Origin of the sequence: Actinomycetospora flava, from assembly GCF_037400335.1 — a bacterium.
In the GTDB taxonomy this organism is placed as follows: domain Bacteria; phylum Actinomycetota; class Actinomycetes; order Mycobacteriales; family Pseudonocardiaceae; genus Actinomycetospora; species Actinomycetospora flava.
Genome location: NZ_JBBEGM010000013.1, coordinates 59,144 through 75,267 on the forward strand (window position 1 = coordinate 59,144; position 16,124 = coordinate 75,267).

19 protein-coding genes and 1 riboswitch are annotated in these 16,124 nt (G+C 74.2%); of the genes, 5 read left to right on the top strand and 14 right to left on the bottom strand.

The window, feature by feature from the left end; genetic code table 11:
- Window positions 1–18: 18 nt before the first annotated feature.
- The 3 genes from WCD58_RS26130 (at window position 19) to WCD58_RS26140 (ending at window position 1,827) form a co-directional block, all read left to right on the top strand.
- Window positions 19–885 carry an alpha/beta hydrolase gene (locus WCD58_RS26130; RefSeq protein WP_337706030.1) on the top strand — a complete coding sequence of 289 codons (867 nt, stop codon included), beginning with the start codon at window positions 19–21 and terminating at the stop codon, window positions 883–885.
- 152 nt (window positions 886–1,037) lie between these two features.
- The gene (locus WCD58_RS26135) at window positions 1,038–1,253 is read left to right on the top strand and encodes a helix-turn-helix domain-containing protein (RefSeq protein ID WP_337706031.1); all 216 of its coding nucleotides are present in this window, start codon (window positions 1,038–1,040) and stop codon (window positions 1,251–1,253) included.
- 22 nt (window positions 1,254–1,275) lie between these two features.
- The gene (locus WCD58_RS26140) at window positions 1,276–1,827 is read left to right on the top strand and encodes a Clp protease N-terminal domain-containing protein (RefSeq protein ID WP_337706032.1); all 552 of its coding nucleotides are present in this window, start codon (window positions 1,276–1,278) and stop codon (window positions 1,825–1,827) included.
- Here WCD58_RS26140 and WCD58_RS26145 read toward each other — a convergent pair.
- The 9 genes from WCD58_RS26145 to WCD58_RS26185 all read right to left on the bottom strand — a co-directional run bounded on the left by WCD58_RS26145 (window position 1,821) and on the right by WCD58_RS26185 (window position 10,615).
- Complete coding sequence (locus tag WCD58_RS26145; RefSeq protein WP_337706033.1) at window positions 1,821–2,036, bottom strand: hypothetical protein; 216 nt, start codon at window positions 2,034–2,036, stop codon at window positions 1,821–1,823. The genes WCD58_RS26140 and WCD58_RS26145 overlap by 7 nt on opposite strands.
- Window positions 2,037–2,154: 118 nt before the next feature.
- Complete coding sequence (gcvP, locus tag WCD58_RS26150; protein WP_337706034.1) at window positions 2,155–5,088, bottom strand: aminomethyl-transferring glycine dehydrogenase; 2,934 nt, start codon at window positions 5,086–5,088, stop codon at window positions 2,155–2,157.
- A gap of 201 nt (window positions 5,089–5,289) precedes the next feature.
- Window positions 5,290–5,393, bottom strand: a riboswitch (glycine riboswitch).
- Between the two features lie 284 nt (window positions 5,394–5,677).
- Window positions 5,678–6,295 (bottom strand): MerR family transcriptional regulator, encoded by a 618-nt coding sequence (locus tag WCD58_RS26155; RefSeq protein WP_373696288.1) that lies wholly within the window; start codon window positions 6,293–6,295, stop codon window positions 5,678–5,680.
- A 122-nt stretch (window positions 6,296–6,417) separates the two neighbouring features.
- Window positions 6,418–6,891, bottom strand: a complete 474-nt coding sequence (locus tag WCD58_RS26160) for a bifunctional nuclease family protein (RefSeq protein ID WP_116710890.1) — start codon at window positions 6,889–6,891, stop codon at window positions 6,418–6,420.
- Window positions 6,892–7,118: 227 nt separating this feature from the next.
- Window positions 7,119–8,027 carry a MerR family transcriptional regulator gene (locus tag WCD58_RS26165; RefSeq protein ID WP_337706035.1) on the bottom strand — a complete coding sequence of 303 codons (909 nt, stop codon included), beginning with the start codon at window positions 8,025–8,027 and terminating at the stop codon, window positions 7,119–7,121.
- Window positions 8,024–8,491, bottom strand: coding sequence for a glycogen accumulation regulator GarA (garA, locus tag WCD58_RS26170; RefSeq protein WP_337706036.1), 468 nt, complete (start codon window positions 8,489–8,491; stop codon window positions 8,024–8,026). Before garA ends, WCD58_RS26165 begins: the two co-directional genes overlap by 4 nt.
- A gap of 257 nt (window positions 8,492–8,748) precedes the next feature.
- Window positions 8,749–9,138 carry a glycine cleavage system protein GcvH gene (gcvH, locus tag WCD58_RS26175; RefSeq protein WP_337706037.1) on the bottom strand — a complete coding sequence of 130 codons (390 nt, stop codon included), beginning with the start codon at window positions 9,136–9,138 and terminating at the stop codon, window positions 8,749–8,751.
- A 96-nt stretch (window positions 9,139–9,234) separates the two neighbouring features.
- Window positions 9,235–9,825 carry a cardiolipin synthase ClsA gene (gene clsA, locus WCD58_RS26180; RefSeq protein WP_337706038.1) on the bottom strand — a complete coding sequence of 197 codons (591 nt, stop codon included), beginning with the start codon at window positions 9,823–9,825 and terminating at the stop codon, window positions 9,235–9,237.
- Between the two features lie 40 nt (window positions 9,826–9,865).
- A complete protein-coding gene (locus WCD58_RS26185) occupies window positions 9,866–10,615 on the bottom strand; it encodes an SDR family oxidoreductase (RefSeq protein ID WP_337706039.1) in 750 nt (249 codons plus the stop codon).
- Between the two features lie 105 nt (window positions 10,616–10,720).
- On the opposite strand from WCD58_RS26185, the gene WCD58_RS26190 reads away from it, so the two are divergent.
- Window positions 10,721–11,776, top strand: a complete 1,056-nt coding sequence (locus WCD58_RS26190) for a glycosyltransferase family 9 protein (protein ID WP_337706040.1) — start codon at window positions 10,721–10,723, stop codon at window positions 11,774–11,776.
- Here the strand turns inward: WCD58_RS26190 and selD are convergent.
- The 3 genes from selD to WCD58_RS26205 form a co-directional block, all read right to left on the bottom strand.
- The gene (selD, locus tag WCD58_RS26195) at window positions 11,769–12,770 is read right to left on the bottom strand and encodes a selenide, water dikinase SelD (protein ID WP_337706041.1); all 1,002 of its coding nucleotides are present in this window, start codon (window positions 12,768–12,770) and stop codon (window positions 11,769–11,771) included. The genes WCD58_RS26190 and selD overlap by 8 nt on opposite strands.
- Before the next feature lie 9 nt (window positions 12,771–12,779).
- Entirely contained in the window at window positions 12,780–13,484 is a 705-nt protein-coding gene (locus WCD58_RS26200; protein WP_337706042.1) for a DUF742 domain-containing protein, read from the bottom strand.
- A gap of 405 nt (window positions 13,485–13,889) precedes the next feature.
- Window positions 13,890–14,117, bottom strand: a complete 228-nt coding sequence (locus WCD58_RS26205; protein WP_337706193.1) for an RNA-binding S4 domain-containing protein — start codon at window positions 14,115–14,117, stop codon at window positions 13,890–13,892.
- An 83-nt stretch (window positions 14,118–14,200) separates the two neighbouring features.
- Here WCD58_RS26205 and WCD58_RS26210 point away from each other — a divergent pair, with 83 nt between their 5' ends.
- Window positions 14,201–14,935, top strand: coding sequence for a sulfite exporter TauE/SafE family protein (locus WCD58_RS26210; RefSeq protein WP_337706044.1), 735 nt, complete (start codon window positions 14,201–14,203; stop codon window positions 14,933–14,935).
- Here WCD58_RS26210 and WCD58_RS26215 read toward each other — a convergent pair.
- Both WCD58_RS26215 and WCD58_RS26220 read right to left on the bottom strand, forming a co-directional pair.
- On the bottom strand, window positions 14,932–15,657 hold the full coding sequence (locus tag WCD58_RS26215; RefSeq protein WP_337706045.1) for an SDR family NAD(P)-dependent oxidoreductase: 726 nt from the start codon (window positions 15,655–15,657) through the stop codon (window positions 14,932–14,934). The genes WCD58_RS26210 and WCD58_RS26215 overlap by 4 nt on opposite strands.
- Entirely contained in the window at window positions 15,654–16,112 is a 459-nt protein-coding gene (locus WCD58_RS26220; RefSeq protein WP_337706046.1) for a GatB/YqeY domain-containing protein, read from the bottom strand. Before WCD58_RS26220 ends, WCD58_RS26215 begins: the two co-directional genes overlap by 4 nt.
- Window positions 16,113–16,124: the final 12 nt, after the last annotated feature.

Here is a 16,124-nt window from a genome sequence, read left to right on the forward strand (position 1 = left end):
CCGACCGAGGAGCCCCCGTTGACCCACGCCCGCCAGACCCCCGACACCATCGTCCTCGTCCACGGGTTCTGGGTGACCCCGCGCTCCTGGGAGCAGTGGGTCGCCCACTACGAGGCCCGGGGCTACCGCGTGATCGCCCCGGCCTACCCGGGCTTCGAGGTCGAGGTGGAGGCGCTCAACGCCGACCCCTCCCCCGTCGAGGACGTCACGATCCCCGGGATCGTCGAGCACCTCGAGGAGATCCTGCGCGGGCTGTCGTCGCCGCCCATCATCATCGGGCACTCCGCGGGCGGCGCGTTCACCCAGATCCTGCTCGACCACGGCTTCGGCGCCGCCGGCGTCGCCCTGAACTCGGCGCCGACCGAGGGCGTGCCGGTGGTCCCGTTGTCGCAGGTCAAGGCCACGTTCCCGGTGCTGAAGAACCCGGCGAACCGCCACCGCGCGGTGCGCTACGACTTCGAGCACTGGAACTACGCCTTCACCAACACCTTCCCCGAGGAGCAGGCCCGCGCCCTCTACGAGCGCTACGCCGTGCCGGTGTCGGGCGGCATCCTGTTCGAGAGCGCGCTCGCCAACCTCACGCCCGGGCACCAGGGCACGTGGGTGGACTACCGCAACGAGCAGCGGGCGCCGCTGCTCTTCGTCGCCGGGAGCTGCGACAACATCATGCCGCCGAAGGTGCAGTGGTCGAACGCGGCGCACTACAAGGGCGAGAAGACGATCACCGAGGTCGTCGAGTTCGGCAGCAAGCCCCACCTCCTGCCCGCCGCGCCGGGCTGGGAGGAGATCGCCGACTACGTCCTGGCCTGGGCCCTGCGCCACGCCACGACCCCGCCGCCGATCGTGCCCGCGCCGGCGGCTCCCGCGGAGGCGATCACGGTGTGAGCGCCGGGGGTGGGCGCGAGGGTCACGTTCGCTGCCTCGGAGGCAGCCGAGGAGTCCCTCGCACCAGCCTCGACGCAGCCAGGGAGTCCTTCGCCCCTGTGCGCGTCAACTCCGGTTGACAGCGTCGGTCGTGTCAACCTAGATTGACACGCATGGCTGATGCGACGGCGGTGGCGGCAGCGGCGTCCTCGCGGGATCCGGCGACGGGGCTCGCGGCGGTGGCGTCGCTGCGCACCCTCCTCGAGTCCCTGGAGGAGCTCCAGGTGCGCAACGCGCGCGACCAGGGGTGGTCCTGGCAGCAGATCGCCGAGGGACTCTCGGTCAGCCGGCAGGCGGTGCACAAGAAGTACCGCCGGCACATCCTCTGAGGATCGACGGCGGGAGGCCGACGTGTTCGAACGATTCACCGACCCGGCGCGGCGGGTGGTCGTGCTCGCGCAGGAGGACGCCCGCGAGCGCGCCGCCGGCCGGATCGGCAGCGAGCACCTGCTCCTGGCGCTGTGCCGGGCGAGCGACACGCGCGGGGCGGCGCTGCTCGCCGCGCGCGGGGTCACGCGCGCGACGGTGGAGGACGATCTGGGTGCGCCCGGGGTCGACCTGCCCGACAAGGACGCGCTGGCCAGCGTCGGAATCGACCTCGACGAGGTCCGCGAGCGCGTCGAGGACGCCTTCGGGCCGGGGGCCCTGGAGAGCACGCGAGCCGGGGGTGCGCGACGCCGGCGGTGGGGCCACATCCCGTTCGACCGCGGGGCGAAGAAGGTCCTCGAGCTCGCGCTGCGCGAGGCGATCCGGCGCGGCGACCGCTCGATCGGCTCCGAGCACGTCCTGCTCGGGATGCTGCACACCGAGACCGGGCGCGCGATGCCCCTGCTCGCCGCGCGGGGTGTGACGCTGGCGCCGATGCGCGCCGCGCTCGACGAGCCCGGGGCGGCGGCTCAGTAGGACGGACTGTTGCCGAAGAAGATCGCGAGACCGAGGATCAGCAGTCCGCCGAGGACGAACGCGAGGGTGCTGGTGCCGCGGTACTTCGCGCGGTTGTTCATGATCCCCCGGGCGTCGGCGGCGGCGCGGAAGTACTCGGCCCAGCGCCGTCCCACGAAGAACCCCACCGTGATGCCGGCGATGACCCCGGCGGCGATGTACGTGGTCACAAGGATCCCCCTCGTATCGTCCGCCACAGTGTCACCTCTGGCACCACGATCGAGTGAGACCGACACGCCGCGTGCTCGGGACCGCCGCCGACGATCACCCGGCGGCGGCCCCGAGGGCTCACGACTCGGCGAGCTCCTCCAGCGGCGGGCAGGAGCAGACGAGGTGGCGGTCGCCGTGGGCGGCGTCGATGCGGCGCACCGGCGGCCAGATCTTCGTCGGGCGCCCGCCGGCCGGGAAGGCGGCCTCCTCGCGGCTGTAGGGGTGGTCCCACTCCCCGACCAGCACCGAGCGGGCCGTGAACGGGGCGTGCACCAGCGGGTTGTCGTCCGCCGGCCACTCCCCCGACTCGACGCGGGCCACCTCGCCGTGGATCGCGATCATGGCGTCGCAGAAGCGGTCGATCTCGGCGAGGTCCTCGGACTCCGTGGGCTCGACCATGAGCGTGCCCGCCACCGGGAACGACATCGTCGGCGCGTGGAAGCCGTAGTCGGCGAGGCGCTTGGCGACGTCGTCGACCGTCACGCCCGAGCTCTTGGTCATCGGGCGCAGGTCGAGGATGCACTCGTGGGCGACGAAGTCGTCCGGCCCGGTGTAGAGCGTCGGGAAGTGGTCGGCGAGGCGCTTCGCGACGTAGTTCGCGGCCGCGACTGCGGTGAGGGTGGCGCGGCGCAGGCCGTCGACCCCCATCAGCCGCACGTAGGCCCAGGAGATCGGCAGGATCGACGCCGACCCCCACGGCGCGCCGGCGACCGGGCCGACGCCGGTGTCCGGGCCCGCCGACGGCTGGGCCGGGTGGTTCGGGAGGAACGGGGCGAGGTGCTCGGCCACGCCCACCGGGCCGACGCCCGGGCCGCCGCCGCCGTGCGGGATGCAGAAGGTCTTGTGCAGGTTCAGGTGGCTGACGTCGGCGCCGAAGCGGCCGGGCCGGGCGAGCCCGACCAGCGCGTTGAGGTTGGCGCCGTCGACGTAGACCTGCCCACCGGCGTCGTGCACCGCCGCGCAGACCTTGCGCACGTGCGGCTCGTACACCCCGTGCGTCGACGGGTAGGTGATCATGATGGCGGCGAGCGCGTCGCCGGCCTCGGCGATCACCTCGTCCAGGTGCTCGCGGTCGACGTCCCCGCGGTCCGTCGTCTTCACGACCTTCACCCGCATCCCCGCGGAGATCGCCGACGCGGCGTTGGTGCCGTGCGCCGAGGACGGGATGACGCAGACGTCGCGCTGCAGGTCGCCGCGGCTGCGGTGGTAGGCGCGGATCGCCAGCAGGCCCGCGAGCTCGCCCTGCGAGCCGGCGTTGGGCTGCAGCGACACCGCGTGGTAGCCGGTGAGGTGGACCAGCCAGTCCTCGAGGTCGTGGATCACCTGCAGCATCCCCGGCGCGTCCGACTCCGGCGCGAACGGGTGCAACCCCGCGAACCCGGGATAGGTGATCGGCTCCATCTCGGCGGTGGCGTTGAGCTTCATCGTGCAGGAGCCCAGCGGGATCATGCTGCGGTCGAGCGCCACGTCCTTGTCGGAGAGCTCGCGCAGGTAGCGCAGCAGCGCGGTCTCGCTGCGGTGGCGGTGGAAGACCGGGTGGGTGAGGTACGACGACGTCCGCGCGAGCGCCGCGGGGATCGCGTCGTCGGTGGCGGCGTCGAGGTCCTCGACGTCCATCTCCCCGGCGCCGAACGCCCGCCACAGCGCGCGCAGGTGCTCGCGGGTGGTCTGCTCGGAGCAGGAGACGCCGACGTGGTCGGCGTCCACCTCGCGGACCAGGATCCCCTCGGCCCGGCACGCCGCCACGGCCCCGGCGGCGCCGCCCGGCACGCGCACGAGCACGGTGTCGAAGAACTCGCGGTGCACGACCTCGACGCCGCCCTTGACCAGCCCGGCGGCGAGCACCGCAGCCATGCGGTGGGTGCGCCGCGCGATGGTGCGCAGACCCGAGGCGCCGTGGTGCACGCCGTACATCGACGCGATCACCGCGAGGAGCACCTGGGCGGTGCAGATGTTGCTGGTGGCCTTGTCCCGGCGGATGTGCTGCTCGCGGGTCTGCAGGGCCAGGCGGTGGGCGGGGTCGCCGTCGGCGTCGACCGAGGTGCCGACGAGCCGGCCCGGGAGCTGGCGCGCGAGCGTCTGGCGCACGGCGAGGAAGCCGGCGTGCGGGCCGCCGAAGCCGAGCGGCACCCCGAAGCGCTGGGTCGAGCCCACCGCGACGTCGGCGCCGATCTCCCCGGGCGGGATCACCAGCGCGGCGGCGAGCAGGTCGCAGGCCGCCACGACGGCCGCGCCGCGCCCGTGGACGGCCTCGACGACGGCGCGGTGGTCGCGCAGCGCGCCGGACGCGCCCGGGGCGGCGAGGAGCAGGCCGAAGAAGTCGTGCTCGGGCAGCTCGGCGGTGACGTCGACGACCTCGAGCTCGATCCCCAGCGACTCGGCGCGCGTGCGGAGCACGGCGATCGTCTGGGGCAGCGTGTCGGCGTCGATCAGGAAGCGCGAGCTCTTCGTCTTGTCGGCCCGGCGCAGCAGCAGCATCGCCTCGGCGGCCGCGGTCGACTCGTCGAGCATGGACGCCCCGGCGACGTCGAGGCCGGTGAGGTCGCAGACCATCGTCTGGAAGTTCAGCAGCGCCTCGAGGCGGCCCTGCGAGATCTCGGGCTGGTAGGGCGTGTAGGCGGTGTACCAGGCCGGGTCCTCGAGGACGTTGCGTCGGATCACCGGCGGGGTGATGGTGCCGTGGTAGCCCAGCCCGAGCATCGGCTCGAGGACGGTGTTCTGCGCGGCGAGCCCGCGGAGCTCCTCGAGGACCTGGGCCTCGGTGGCCGGCGCGGGCGGCGCGTGGCCGGTCGGGTCGTCGGACCAGTCGGCGGGGTCGGTGCGGATCGACGTGGGCATCGCCCGGTCGGCGAGCTCCTCCAGCGAGCCGACGCCCACGGTCTCGAGCATGCGGGCGAGCCCGCGCGCGTCGGGCCCGACGTGGCGGTCGGCGAAGGGGACTCCGTGCTCGAGCGCGGCGAGCGGAGCGTTCTCCCAGGACGAGGAGGATGCGGGACCGTGCGATGCGTTCATGACGCCTCCGGAGCAGGGCGAACAGGGGCCTCGCGCCACGGACGTCGCCGTCCGGAACGCGGCCTCCCCCTCTGCCGCTGCCCGCTACAGCGCGAGCGCCTGAGAGCTTCGCCGGTGAGGTGGGCTCACCCTCGGCTTGCACCATCGGCGGGTGCACGGAACCGGCGGGCGCCGGACCGAGCACCTCTTTCCAGAGGTCGTCTCCTCCGCGCGGTCGGGGTGCCTGAGAGGTTCCGGGGAGGAGTTGCTCCTTCGGCGCCTGCACCCAGAGGCTTCTGTCTGCAGGTCTCTCCCGCGCGGTGTCCAAGAACGACGCGCTGAGGGTACCGCAGTCGGCGCCCCGGACCCAGGAGGTCCGTGGCTCGCGTCACGCCGGACGGCGCGTCGTCGCCGGGCCGCGCTGCTCGCTCCGGGTGCTCGCCAGAGCGATCTCTCGGCGATGTCGCCACGGCTGCCCGGCACGGGGGCGCCCGGCGCTCGCCACGGTGATCTCGGGCGTCGTCATGGCGGGACGACCCTGGCGACATCCTCGCGAGATCGTTGTGGAGAGCGACCACCGCCCTGCGGCACCGCCGACGCGCGCGGGCCGTCAGCCGGCGGAGCGGGCTCCCCGGTTGCGGCGCGACGCGAGCTCGTCCTCCGGCGCGTGCTCGACGACGGCCGCGTCGGCGCGCTCGGCCGGGAACCGCGAGATGCTGCCGGAGATCTCGCGCATGGCGCCCCCGACGGCGATGCCGAACACACCCTGGCCGCCCTGCAGCAGGTCGACGACCTCCTCCGGGGAGGTGCACTCGTAGACCGTGACCCCGTCGGAGAACAGGGTGATGCGCGCGAGGTCCCGCACGCCGTGGCGGCGCAGCTGCTCGACGGCGACGCGGATGTTGTTCAGCGAGACGCCGGTGTCCAGGAGGTTCTTGACCACCTTGAGCACCGCGAGGTCCTTGAACGAGTACAGCCGCTGCGAGCCCGACCCCGTGGCCGTCCGGATGCTCGGCACCACGAGCTTCGTGCGCGCCCAGTAGTCGAGCTGGCGGTAGGTGATGCCGACGATCTGGCACGCGGCCGGACCGCGGTAGCCGACGACCTCGCCGTTGCCCGATCCGTCGTCGCCGAACAGCTCGTCGGCGAACAGCAGACCCTGTTCACCCTCCGGGCCGAGGGGCTCGAGCTCGGGGCCGGCGGGACCGCCGTCCTGACCACCGCTCACCGATGTGCCTCCCTCGTGCCGTTGTGTCGCCGACGGTACGAGCGGCGGAGACGGGGGTCAACGCGACGCGCGGCGACTCTCGACCTCGAGTTGAGGGTGAGAATAGCGAGGCCGGATCTCCGCTACGTATCCGCCCCGCGGAAGTCCTCCGGGGACACGGAGTCGAGGAACTCGCGGAACTTCTCGACCTCGTCCTCCTGCTCGTCGGGGATGACGAGCCCGGCCTCGGAGAGCACGCCCTCCTCGGCGTGGATCGGCACGCCCACACGCAGGGCGAGGGCCACCGAGTCGCTCGGGCGGGCGGAGACACGGACGTCGCCGTCGAAGACGAGCTCCGCGTAGAAGGTGCCCTCCTGCAGGTCGATGATGCGGACCTGCTCCAGGCGGCGGTCGAGCGCGCCGAGGACGTCCTTGAGGAGATCGTGGGTCAGGGGCCGGGCCGGCTTGACACCCTGCTGCTCGAGGGCGATGGCCGTGGCCTCGACCGAGCCGATCCAGATGGGCAGGTACCGGTCGCCCTCGGCCTCGCGCAACAGGAGGATCGGCTGGTTCGCGGGAAGCTCGACCCGAACCCCCACGACACGCATCTCGCTCATGCGACTCGCCCTCCTCGACTGAATCGAGCCCTGTCGAGCTTCTGGCTCCGTCTCCCCGGTGACCGGTCGACGAACCGTGACGCTACACGCTCGGGAACCCCTGCGCGCGCGTCCGAGGATGCGTCGAGGATCGCGTCGCCCAGTGGATCCGACCGTGGATCCGGCATGGATCCGGGCGCCCGCGGACCCTCGTGTGACAGCCGTGTGACGACCCCGCGACGCGGCTCTCAGCGACGCAGGCCGTGGCGCAGACCCGACCCGACGAGCAGGGCGTGCAGGCGCCCGGACAGGGCCGCGAGCTCGGACGACAGCTCCTCCGCACGGCGCGTCGCCTCCGGCCCGCGGCTGCGGGCCACCGGCGTCACGAGCTGGGTCAGCAGGCCCACCTCACGGTCGGCGCTGGCGCGGGCCGAGCGCAGCAGGCGCGGCTCGACACCGAGCCGGGCGAGCGCGCCGGCCGTGCGCGCGACGAGGACGTCCTCGGGCTCGTAGCGACCGTCCGGGTCGGCCCGCAGGATGCCGTGGTGCTCGAGGCCGTCGAGCAGGGCGGCGTCGACGCCGTCCTCGGCCAGCAGCACGTCGCGACCCACGGCGTCGCCGCGCGGCACGCCGGCGAGACCGTCCGGGTCCTCGTCGGGCTCGGCGCGGTCGGCCACCGAGGCGAGGCTGCGCACCCGTGCGGACACGGGCGTGCCCGGCCCGCCGAGGGATGGTCCGGACCCGTTCGGTCCGCCCGGACCCCCGGGACCGCCGGGACCGCCCGGTCCCCCGGGCCCGCCGCTCTCGACGGCGGGACCGCCCGCGAGCGCCACCTCGCCGCCGGTGACCGTGTCACCGGGCAGCGTGGGCCCGCCGGGCACCGGGTTGCGGTCGAACTCCTCGAGCCGCGAGCGGATGACCTTGAGCGGGAGGTAGTGGTCGCGCTGCGCGGACAGCACGAAACGCAGCCGCACGACGTCGTCGTGCGAGAACTGCCGGTACCCCGCCGGGGTACGGGCGGGGCGGATCAGCCCCTCGGACTCGAGAAAGCGGATCTTGGAGATCGTGATCTCCGGGAACTCCGCCCGCAGCGCGTCCAGGACCGAACCGATCGAGAGGGGGGCTCCCCCCGGCTCGGGCAGCCCGGCGGCGGTCACTCCAGCCCCGCCCCCGCCCCGGCCGACCCGCCGTCGCGGGGGCCGGTGAGGAAGACGAGCCGGAACTTGCCGATCTGCACCTCGTCGCCGTTGGCGAGGACGGCCGTGTCGACGGGCTCGCGGTTGACGTAGGTGCCGTTGAGGCTGCCGACGTCGACGACGACGAACTCCGCCCCGTCACGGCGGAACTCCGCGTGACGGCGGGAGACGGTGACGTCGTCGAGGAAGATGTCGCTGTCGGGGTGGCGCCCGGCGCTCGTGGTGTCGCGATCGAGCAGGAAGCGCGAGCCCGCGTTGGGGCCGCGCTTGACCACCAGCAGCGCCGAGCCGGCCGGCAGGGAGTCGACCCCTGAGACCGGCGCGCTGCGCGACTCGGTCTCGGGCTCGGCCAGGAAGTCGGCCCGGAAGACCGACGTCGTCTCGCCCTGACGCTCGGGGGGGACCGGGGGACCGCCTGTGCTCACCGTGCTCCTCCGTCGTGTCGTGCTCGTCCAGGTCGTCCCGCCCGTCCCGCGGGCCCGGTTCGACGCTCTCGGGAGGGCGCCGGTGCGGGCTCGGTGACGGATCGTCGCGAGGTGGCCGTCACGGTACCGGTCCCCGTCACGGGGTCGAGTCCCTCCCCACCCACCGTGAGCGCGCATCCGCGTGCTGTGGCGGAGCGTAGGGAGGAGTCCCCTCGTCCAGGGCGTTCCGGCGGGCGGCCGAACCTCGCGACGAGTCGTCAGGAACCGTCGACGAGGGCCTGGTAGCCCTCCGCGTCGAGCAGCTCGTCGACCGCCCGCGGGTCGGGCACCCGCAGCTCCATCATCCAGCCGGAGCCGTACGGGTCGGAGTTGATGAGCTCGGGGGTCTCGGACAGCGCGTCGTTGACCGCGGTGACCTCGCCGTCCAGCGGCGCGTAGATCTCCGAGACGGACTTCGTCGACTCCACCTCGGCGACGGACTCGCCGGACGAGACCGACGCGCCGACCGTCGGCAGCTGGACGAACACGACGTCGCCCAGCTGGTCCTGGGCGTAGTCCGTGATGCCGATGCGGACGATCGACGCGTCCCCGCCGGTCGCGGTGATCCACTCGTGCTCGGCGGTGTAGCGCAGGCCCTCGGGGACCACCGGCGCCTCCTCGTGTCGGTTTACTGCTCGGTCGGACTCGGGCGGCGGCAGGCTAGAGCGCCCGGGACACGCGGGCCAACCGGACCGGGGCGCGCGTCACGCCCGGTCCGGCACCTCGGCGGGCCGCGTCCGGACCAGCTGCACGAGATAGAGCGTGCCGGACCACAGGTGCAGCGCGATGCCCCACGTCGTGAACGCGTAGGCGAACGGCCGCGCCAGGTCGGCGCCCGCCCAGTCCATCTGGGCCAGCAGGAGCAGCGGGAACGCGTAGAGCAGGTTCAGCGTCGCCGCCTTGCCGATGTAGAGCACCGGGAACGCGAGGTAGCCCTTGCGCCGCAGCAGCGGCAGGGCGAGCGAGACCACGAGATCGCGCCCGATGATCAGCGCGAGCACCCACCACGGCACGATCCCGCGGATGAGGAACGCCACCAGCGTGGCCACGGTGTAGAGCCGGTCGGCGAGGGGATCGAGCATCTCGCCGAGCCGGCTGTACTGGTCGAGCGCGCGGGCGATGCGGCCGTCGAGCCAGTCGGTGATCCCGCTGGCCACCAGCACCACCAGCGCCCACCCGTCGGCCCGCGGCCCCAGCAGCAGCCAGAGGAACAGCGGCACGCCGGCGAGGCGGACGAAGGACAGCAGGTTGGGGACGGTGAGCCAGCGCTCGTGGGCGAGCTCCCGGAGGGTCACGGCCCGGGAGTATCCCCCGGACCGTGCCGGCGCAGCAGGCTCAGCGCGCCGTCCAGCCCATGTCCATCGTCACGGGCGACCCGGTGAACGTGCTGCCGGCCGGGGTCTGCAGGAACGCGACGACGTCGGCGACCTCGGAGGGCTCGATGAGCCGCTTGCGCGCGTGCGGTGTGAGGATCACCTCCTCGATCACCCGGTCCTCGCTGATGCCGTGCGCGCGGGCCTGGTGGGCGATCTGCTTCTCGACCAGCGGGGTGCGCACGTAACCGGGACAGACCGCGGTGGCGGTGATGCCGTCGTCGGCGCCCTCGAGCGCGAGGGTCTTCACCAGGCCCAGCACGCCGTGCTTCGCCGAGACGTAGCCGGCCTTGAAGGGCGACGCCGCCAGCGCGTGGGCGGAGGCGATCGCGACGAAGCGGCCGCCCTCGGGGGCGGCGCGCAGGGACTCCCACGCGTACTTCGCGAGCAGGAACGGGCTGGTCAGCAGGATGCCGAGCAGCGCGTCCCAGCGGTCCTCGTCGAAGTCGACCACCGGCGAGACGTGCTGGAAGCCGGCGTTGGCGACGACGAGGTCGAGGCGCCCGAAGTGCTCGAGCGCCGCGTCGACCGCCGCGCGGTTGCCCTCGCGGGTGGTCAGGTCGGCGCCGAGCGCCGGGCCGGGCAAGGTCTCGTCGGCTTTGAGGTCCACGCCGAGGACCGACCAGCCGTCCCCGTGGAGCCGGTCCACAATCGCCCGGCCGATCCCGCTGCCCGAACCGGTCACCACCGCTGCTCGCTGCTCGTTCGCCATGCCCCGACCGTAGGCTCTCCGTCCGTGACAGTACCGAGCTCAGGGGTCGAGCTCCGCTCCGCTTCGTCTCCCGCCCTCGGGCTTCCCGCCACCCCTGCTCCCCCGGTGCCCGACGTCCGCCGGATCGCGGTGCTGCGCGCGAACGGGCTCGGCGACTACGTCGTCTCCGAGCCCGCGCTGGCCGCCCTGCGCGGCACCTACCCGGACGCCGAGGTCACGCTGCTCGGCCAGCCCCACCACGCCGCGCTGCTCGAGCACCGCCCGTCGCCGGTGGACCGCGTCGTCGCGGTGCCGCCGATGGCCGGCGTGCGCGTGGGCGACGCCCCCGACGCGAGCGCGGACGAGGTCGAGGCGTGGTGCGCCGAGCGGCGCGCCGAGCAGTACGACCTCGCCGTCCAGCTCCACGGCGGCGGGCGCAACTCCAACGCGCTGCTGCTGCGCCTCGGCGCGCGGGTCACCGTCGGCACCGCCACCCCGGACGCGCCGCGCCCCGACCGCTGGGTGCCGTACTGGCCGTTCCAGCACGACACGATCCGCTGGCTGGAGGTCGCCGCGGCCGCGGGGGGCACGCCGACCCGGGTCGAGCCCCGCGTGGCGGTCACCGACGACGACCTCAAGGCCTCGCAGGCCGTGGTGCCGGACGGGGACGCGCCGCTGGTGGTCGTGCACCCCGGCGCCACCGACGCGCGGCGCTGCTACCCCGAGGAGCGCCTCGGCGCGATCGCGCAGGACCTCGCGGACCGGGGTGCCCGCGTCGTCGTCGCCGGCGGCGCCGGGGAGTCCGAGCGGGTCGAGCGCGTGGTCGCGGGGATGCGCACGGCACCGGAGACGGCCGTGGGGACGCTCGACCTGTCCGCGCTGGTCGGCCTGCTCTCGCGGGCGACGCTGATGCTCGGCAACGACTCGGGCCCGCGGCACCTGGCGGGTGCGGTCGGCACGCCGACAGTGGCGGTGTTCACCTACGCCAACCTCGCCGACGTCGCCCCGCTGACCCGCGTGTGGCACCGGGTGCTCGTGTCGTGGCACGGCGGCTGCCAGGTGTGCGGCCTGCGCGTGCTCGAGGGCTGGTGCGGCCACGGGGCGAGCGCCACCCACGACGTCGACGTCGAGGAGGTCCGCGAGGCCGCCCTCGACCTGTGGGGCCAGGCGATGCTCACCTGACGCGCAGCGTCGTCCCCTGCTCGGGCGCCACGATCTCGCCGATCACGGGGTGGCCGGGGATCTCGCCGGCGAGCAGCAGCCCGCCGGAGGTCTGCGCGTCGGCGAGCAGCAGCGCGGTGACCTCGTCGACGTCGAGGCGCGCGTGGGGGCGCACCCAGTCGAGGTTGCGCCGCGAGCCGCCGGGAACGTAGCCCCCGGCCGCCGCCTCCTGCGCCCCGTCGAGGAACGGCACCGCCGAGCTGTCGATCACCGCGGTGACCCCGGAGGCGCGGGCGAGTTTGTGGGCGTGCCCGAGCAGCCCGAAGCCGGTGACGTCGGTGCCGGCGCGGATCCCCGCGGCCAGCGCGGCGCGGGAGGCGTCGGCGTTGAGCCGGGTCATGACCTCGATGGCCTCGGCGAACGACTCCCCGGTGGCCTTGTGCCGGTTGTTGAGCACGCCGAGCCCGAGCGGCTTGGTCAGCGTCAGGGGCGTGCCCGGGCGGGCGGCGTCGTTGCGGATGAGCGCCTCCGGGTCGCCGACGCCCGTGACCGCCATGCCGTACTTGGGCTCGGGGTCATCCACCGAGTGCCCGCCCGCGACGTGGCAGCCGGCCTGGTCGGCGACGGCGAGGCCGCCGCGCAGCACCTCGGCGGCCAGGTCGTAGGGCAGCACCTCGCGGGGCCAGCACAGGAGGTTCAGCGCGAGGACCGGTCGCCCGCCCATGGCGTAGACGTCGGACAGCGCGTTGGCGGCGGCGATGCGGCCCCAGTCGTAGGGGTCGTCGACGACCGGGGTGAAGAAGTCGGTGGTCGCGATCAGCGCGAGCCCGTCGCGGATGCGCACCGCCGCGGCGTCGTCGCCGTCCTCCAGCCCGACGACGAGCTCGCCCTCGCGCTCGGTCGACGCGGACGGCATCAGCCCGCGCACCACGTCCTCGAGCTCGCCGGGCGGGATCTTGCAGGCGCAGCCGCCGCCGTGGGCGTAGCCGGTCAGGCGGGGAGACGTCGCGGTCATGACCCCGTTCTACAGCTTGTGCAGACCGTCCAGCACCCGCTGCATGATGTCGCGCGACGGGGCGCCGGTGGCCGCGACCGCGCGCGGGTGCACGAGCAGCAGCCCGGCGCCCGCCATGTCGTCGATGATCACGCGGGCGACGCCCAGCGGTACCGACAGCAGCGCGGCAACCTCCGCGACCGAGCGCGGGTCCTCCACGACGTCGCCGAGGGCGACGTGCTCGGGGTCCTCCAGCGGCGGGCGCGGCGAGGGGATCGACACCAGCGTCTCGACGGCGAGGTCGGCGCGGGTCCGCGTGCGCCCGCGCGTGCGGACGTAGGGGCGCACCCGCGTGCGCGTGCTCTCCGGCGGCGGGGCCGAGGTCAGGAACAGGGGCAGCGTCGGCGCGTCGTCGGCCTCGGGCTGGGCGCGGCTGGGCGGGGGCGCCTGCGCGGGGACGGCGTCGTCCTCGGCCTGCGTCCGCTCGGCCTCCTTGCGGGCCCGCCGCGCGTGCGACCCGAAGCGCGCGCCGGTGAGCGGGAGCTGCTCCTCCCCCTGACCGGGCAGGACGACGTCGGCGGGCTCCTCGGCGGACTCCGCGGGGGCGTCCCCGGGCCCGTTCGCGTCGAGGACCTCCTCGGCGAGGGCACGGGGGAAGCGGGCTCCGGTGCGCCCGACCCGCGCGCGGCGGCCACGGCGGCCACCACGGCCGTCGGCACCCTCCCCGCCGCTCACGCTCCGCGTCCTCCCGGTGATCACGATCGGTGGATGCGATCGGTCGATCCCCCTCGCGGGCGCGCCGTCGACGTCACCGGACGAAGGGGATCGATCGCCACGATAGAGCAGGTCTCGGTTTCATCACAGCGTGCTGAGGGCCCCGTCCGGGGGTGCGCGACGACTGTGACGGACGGTGACGTGGTCGTTACCGAGTGACGGTCGTGTCACGTCCCCGGGACGACATCGTTGCGACCCGAACGGAGGCCGTGTCCAGCGACGACGGCCCGCCGCCGGAGGGCTAAGCTCGTGCCCAGCCCCATCTCGGACCTCTCTCCGTGGGGCTGTTTCCACCGAGGCTCGGGGTCGTCGCCGTTCCACCCGGTCCGCCGGGGCGTCGACCCCGAGCTTCGTTGCTTGTACACATCAACTCGCCGGGCCCCCCGGGTTGCGGACCCGGATCCTCTCCCCCGCCAGCGCGACCACGTCGCCGGGCGCGACCTGACGGCCCCGCCGCGTCTCCCCGCGCCCGTTGACGGTCACCTCGCCGGCCTCGAGGACCTCCCGGGCGGCGGCGCCGTGCTCGACGAGCCCCGCGAGCTTGAGCAGCTGCCCGAGACGGATCGTCTCGTCGCGGATCTCCACGTCCCGGATCGGCGCACGGTCCTCCACGGGCCGAGTGTGCATCGCGCCTCGCTCGCGGGCAGGCGGGGCCCGCCGCTGGTGTGATGGCGCGGATGGTCGTGCTGCTCGTCGTCGCCGGGTTCGCCGCCGGGCTGTCGGGCTCGATGGCCGGGCTGGCGTCGCTCTTCTCGTACCCGGCGCTGCTGGCCGCCGGCCTCTCCCCCGTCGCGGCCAACCAGACCAACACGATCGCCCTGGCCGTCGCCAGCGTCGGCTCGATGGCCGGCTCGCGCCCGGAACTGCGCGGGCAGGCCCCGCGCGTGCTGCGCCTGCTGCCGCTGACCCTCGTCGGCGGCGCCGTCGGCGCGGGCCTCGTGCTCGTCACCCCGTCCGACGCCTTCGCGCTGATCGTGCCGTTCCTCGTCGCGGGCGCCTCGCTGGTCCTGCTGCTGCCGCGGCGGGCCGACGCGAAGCCGGTGACGTCGCGGACCGGTCGGGCGGCGACGGTGGTGGGCGTGTTCGCCGTCGGCGTCTACAGCGGCTACTTCGGCGCCGCCGCCGGCGTGGTCATGATGGCGCTCCTGGTGCGCTCGCTCGCCGACAGCCTCGTGCGCGTCAACGCCGTGAAGAACGTGCTGCTCGGGGCGTCCAACGCCGTCGCCGCGATCGGGTTCGCGGTGCTCGGCGAGGTGTCCTGGTCGGCGGCGCTCCCCCTCACCGCCGGCCTGCTCGTCGGCAACTACTGCGGGCCGGCGATCGCCCGGCGCCTCCCGCCGACGGTGCTGCGGGTCGGGATCGCGGTGGCCGGCCTGGTGCTCGCCGGCGTCCTGCTGAACCGCGCGCTCTAGAGGGTCTGCCCGCCGTCGACGACCACCGTCTGCCCGGTCATCGCCCGGCTCTCGACGAGCCCGAGCACGGCGCGGGCGACGTCCTCGGGGGTCGTCTCGCGGTCGATGAGCGCCTTCGTCGCGAGCTGGCGTCCGCGCTCCTCGTTGCCCGCCCACCAACGCGTCATGACCAGCCCGGGGGCCACCTCGTTGACCCGCACCGGCGCGAGCGCGCGGGCCAGGGAGCGGGTGAGCCCGTGCAGCGCGGACTTGCTCACCGCGTAGGGAAGCGACGACCCGCTGCCCGTCAGCCCGGCGATCGAGCCGATGTTGACGACGACCCCGTCCTCGGCGGCGCGCAGGTCGTCGGCGGCGGCGCGGGCGCAGTACCAGGGCGCCATGAGGTTGACCGCGAGCAGCTGCTGCCAGACGTCGTCGGAGGCGCCGTCGAGGTCGTCGAGCGGCAGCGGGATCGTGGCGCCGGCGTTGTTGACCAGCACCTCGACCGGACCGAGCCGCCCGCGGACGTCGGCGACCATCGCGGTGACCGCGGCGTCGTCGGTGACGTCCGCGGCGACGGCGATCGCGCGCCCGCCGTCGGCCTCGATCTCGGCGACGGCCGCCTCGGCGTCGTCCGACGAGCGGCGGTAGGAGATCGCGACGGCGCGGCCCGCGCGGTGCAGCGAGAGGCTGCAGGCGCGCCCGATGCCGGTGCCGCCGCCGGTGACCAGCGCGGTCCTCACGAGCCGCTCAGCTGGCGCTTGACCTCGCCCGACACGCGGCGGCCGTCGGCGCGCCCCGCGACCTGCGGCTGGACGACCTTCATGACCTGCCCCATCTGCTTCGGCCCCTCGGCGCCCGTCTCGGCGATCGCCGCCGCGACCAGCGAGGTCAGCTCCTCGTCGGAGAGCTGGCTCGGCAGGTAGTCGGTGAGCACGGCCTGCTCGGCGCGCTCCCGCTCCGCGAGCTCGGTGCGTCCGGCGCCGTCGAACGCCTCGGCGGACTCGCGGCGCTTCTTCGACTCGCGACCCAGCACCGTGACGACCTCGTCGTCGGTGAGCTCGCGGTGGGTGTCGCCGGCGACCTCCTCGGTGTTGATCGCCGAGAGCGCCATGCGGATCGTCGCCACGCGCACCTGGTCGCGGGCCTTCATGGCGGTGGTGAGGTCGCTGCGCAGACGTTCCTTCAGGTCGGACACGGCTCCACCGTA

Excerpts from the sequence above, each read along its gene's own strand:
- WCD58_RS26135 (WP_337706031.1), top strand. The coding sequence starts at position 1,038 with ATGGCTGATGCGACGGCGGTGGCGGCAGCGGCGTCCTCGCGGGATCCG.
- gcvP (WP_337706034.1), bottom strand. The coding sequence starts at position 5,088 with ATGAACGCATCGCACGGTCCCGCATCCTCCTCGTCCTGGGAGAACGCT.
- WCD58_RS26160 (WP_116710890.1), bottom strand. The coding sequence starts at position 6,891 with ATGAGCGAGATGCGTGTCGTGGGGGTTCGGGTCGAGCTTCCCGCGAAC.
- WCD58_RS26185 (WP_337706039.1), bottom strand. The coding sequence starts at position 10,615 with ATGGCGAACGAGCAGCGAGCAGCGGTGGTGACCGGTTCGGGCAGCGGG.
- selD (WP_337706041.1), bottom strand. The coding sequence starts at position 12,770 with ATGACCGCGACGTCTCCCCGCCTGACCGGCTACGCCCACGGCGGCGGC.
- WCD58_RS26210 (WP_337706044.1), top strand. The coding sequence starts at position 14,201 with ATGGTCGTGCTGCTCGTCGTCGCCGGGTTCGCCGCCGGGCTGTCGGGC.